The organism is Dokdonella sp. (assembly GCF_049593775.1).
Taxonomy (GTDB): Bacteria; Pseudomonadota; Gammaproteobacteria; order Xanthomonadales; family Rhodanobacteraceae; genus Dokdonella.
In genome coordinates, this window is sequence record NZ_JBAWHJ010000486.1 from 1 (window position 1) to 2,614 (window position 2,614).

The 2,614-nt window shown below is 59.0% G+C and carries 2 protein-coding genes and 2 pseudogenes; 1 reads left to right on the plus strand and 3 read right to left on the minus strand.

What is annotated here, in order from left to right; translation table 11 throughout:
* A pseudogene (gene prfC / locus WBP53_RS16870) lies at window positions 1-187 on the plus strand (peptide chain release factor 3); the annotation flags it as partial.
* Between the two features lie 695 nt (window positions 188-882).
* Here prfC and WBP53_RS16875 read toward each other — a convergent pair.
* The 3 genes and pseudogenes from WBP53_RS16875 to WBP53_RS16885 form a co-directional block, all read right to left on the minus strand.
* Window positions 883-1,410, minus strand: coding sequence for a hypothetical protein (locus WBP53_RS16875; protein WP_423930914.1), 528 nt, complete (start codon window positions 1,408-1,410; stop codon window positions 883-885).
* Window positions 1,403-1,954: an RNA polymerase sigma factor gene (locus WBP53_RS16880; RefSeq protein WP_423930915.1), complete on the minus strand. Its 552-nt coding sequence runs from the start codon at window positions 1,952-1,954 to the stop codon at window positions 1,403-1,405. Before WBP53_RS16880 ends, WBP53_RS16875 begins: the two co-directional genes overlap by 8 nt.
* A 217-nt stretch (window positions 1,955-2,171) precedes the next feature.
* Window positions 2,172-2,614 (minus strand): annotated as a pseudogene (locus WBP53_RS16885) (peptidase M48 Ste24p); the annotation flags it as partial.

The window sequence follows — 2,614 nt, forward strand, 5'->3', positions numbered from 1 at the left end:
GCATTGCGACAACGCCCGAAAACTCGAAGAGTTTCGCGAGAAGGCCGCGCAGAATCTGGCCATCGATGCCGCCGGTGAGCTGGTTTACATCGCCCCGTCACGAGTCAACCTGCAGCTGACCGAAGAACGCTGGCCCGATGTGCGATTTGCTGCGACCAGAGAACACGCAAGCGCGGTCAAAGACTAGTATCTAGGTTCACGCCAAATGAAGAACGCCCGGGCAAGCCGGGCGTTTTTTCCGAGAATCAAGTTGCGTTCCGCTTCGAACCATAAAATGACCTAGTGAGGCTGAGTCGGACAATCATTGGTGTGCATATTGCACTGCTGTCCACCGCTAGTGTTGGTCAGATTGTCTTGGGTCAGAGTCCATGAGCCTGAGGTATAGCTACCATCAGCGTTATAAGTTACGGGTCGTGTATACGTTGTTTCCCGCAGCCATCCAGGCGAAGTCATCTGGAGATTCACCGTGGTGACGTTGCCGGGAACCGAACCGGTTGAGGGAGGCGGCGGGGTGCCAGGCGGATCACCCCATGCTTGTGTAGTTGCCGGCAGTGGCAGTCCGAGCTCACCGTACAATTGCTCTAGGGAATCGAACGTTTGCGATTCGATGACAGTCTTCCGGTCACCGAAGATTGAGTTCGTTGTTAACTGAAAGTGATCTCGATGACCTTCCTCTCGGGAATTCTGGGCACCCACAGAGACTGACGATATTGCAAAAAGCGACGCCAATAGCATTACTGAGATTAGCTTCACGGCTTCTTCCTTGTGTTTTTATCTGCACCAATGCAGAAACTTCAAATTACCCCCCAGAATTTCGTTGTCAACCCGCAAACGAAAACGCCCGGACAAACCGGGCGTTCCTGCGAAGAACCTGCGTACCTTTCAGCCGCCGTTAAAATCCGACTGGAACACGCCGTCGGTGGCCGAGGAAACCGTACCGGGTTCGACCATCGCAAAGATGCGATCCTTGCTCGTGAAGATGCGGTCCGGCCTGACTTCCGACTGTGCGGTTCCTGACCTCGAGTCGCCACCTTGCGGCAACCAGAAGACGGCACCCACCACCAGCATCAGGCAAGCAGCCATTCCGACCCAGCGCACGGCGTGGCCAACCCTGCGTTCGCTGCTGCCATGACGTAGACGTCGGCTGCCACGCGAATGTTCATGGACATGACGTTCGCCGACCACCGCCGCGAGCTCGGCTGAAGCAGGTGCCAGCTCGCCAAGCATGCGGACCAGATCGGTCTGCACTGGCGAACGCGAAAGGCGCGATGCCACTTCGTCACGTCGATCGCCGCGAAGTGTGCCCGCCGATGCCGCCACCAGGGTGTCGGCATCAAGCAGGTCTGCGGCACCCGAGCGCTGTTGTGCGCTCAGTTGGCGAAAGAGTTTGGACAAGCTTTGTTCAGTCATCGAATTCACCGTATCCCAATTCCCGCAGGCGCGATTTCAATCCATCCAGCCCGCGAGTAACCAATTTTCTTGCCGCTTCGGCCGAAGTTCCGACCACATCAGCAATTTCCTGCAGCGAATATCCCTGCAGATGCAACGTGATGGGCATTCGCCTCCGCTCCGGTATTTCGGCAAGGCAACGCTGGAGACCCAGCATGCGCTCGTCATCGCTGGCCGATTGTTCCGGCCCAGCAGCGCCCTCCTGCATGGATTCGGCGCCTTCCTCTTCTTCCGGAAGCGGTTCCGCAGCCCTGACTTCAGCCCTACGCAGCGCGTCAATCACGGTCGTGGCGACCACTCTCTGCACATAAGACGCATGAAAGGCCCCAGACCGGTCACGTGAAATGGCTTTCCATAGCCGAATGCGTACTTCCTGCTCCACATCGGCCGGATCTATGCCGTGCCGATCCAGCCGATATCCACGCATGAGGACACCCAGCCGCGCGCCAAAATCGGCAAGAACCTGCTCGAGTCGGGCGTCAACAAATTCGGAATCCTGGCTCATGGGGTCGACAACATTCCGGAGCACCCGGTCTGAATGGGAGGGAGAAATCACCAGGCACGCGCAGAAGGAGGCAGGCCCAGGCGATTCACGAATGGCCCTGACCCGGCGCCACAAGGGGCGGGATTATGGCAATCCCCGAGCCTTATTGTCGCCCCGATGCAGCCGCCCCACGCCGCCTGACTGCTTGCAGGCGCATCCAGACCGCGGCAATTCCCGGTCAGACCGCCTGCTGGAGGACGGGAGGCAACGGGCAATGCAGGGCCGCACAGACCGTGCGCAGCAGTTCAGCCTCGCTGACGCTGACCAGTCCGTCGGCGCTGATTGCCTGGGTCATTCCGCGGACAACAAGCTCCTTGCCGGCCGGGGCCAGAAGATCCAGTCTCGGCAGCGCGCGGTCCAGCGCCTGTGCCCAGTCGGCGGGTGGCGCATAGGCTGGTTTTGCGTTCGGCAGAACCTCATTCAAGCCAAGCACATAGGCTCGTCTGGCCGCCTGCGAATCCGTATGGCCATACTCGGCCAGGATCGAGAACAGGTCCTGGATCTCGCCAATGACCTCACCGAGCTTGATTCGGCCCATGACTCGCGTCGCAGACGGATTCAATGCATCAATGACCTGGATGCCAATCAGCTTCGACAGGCAATACTCCTGCAGGGTGACCC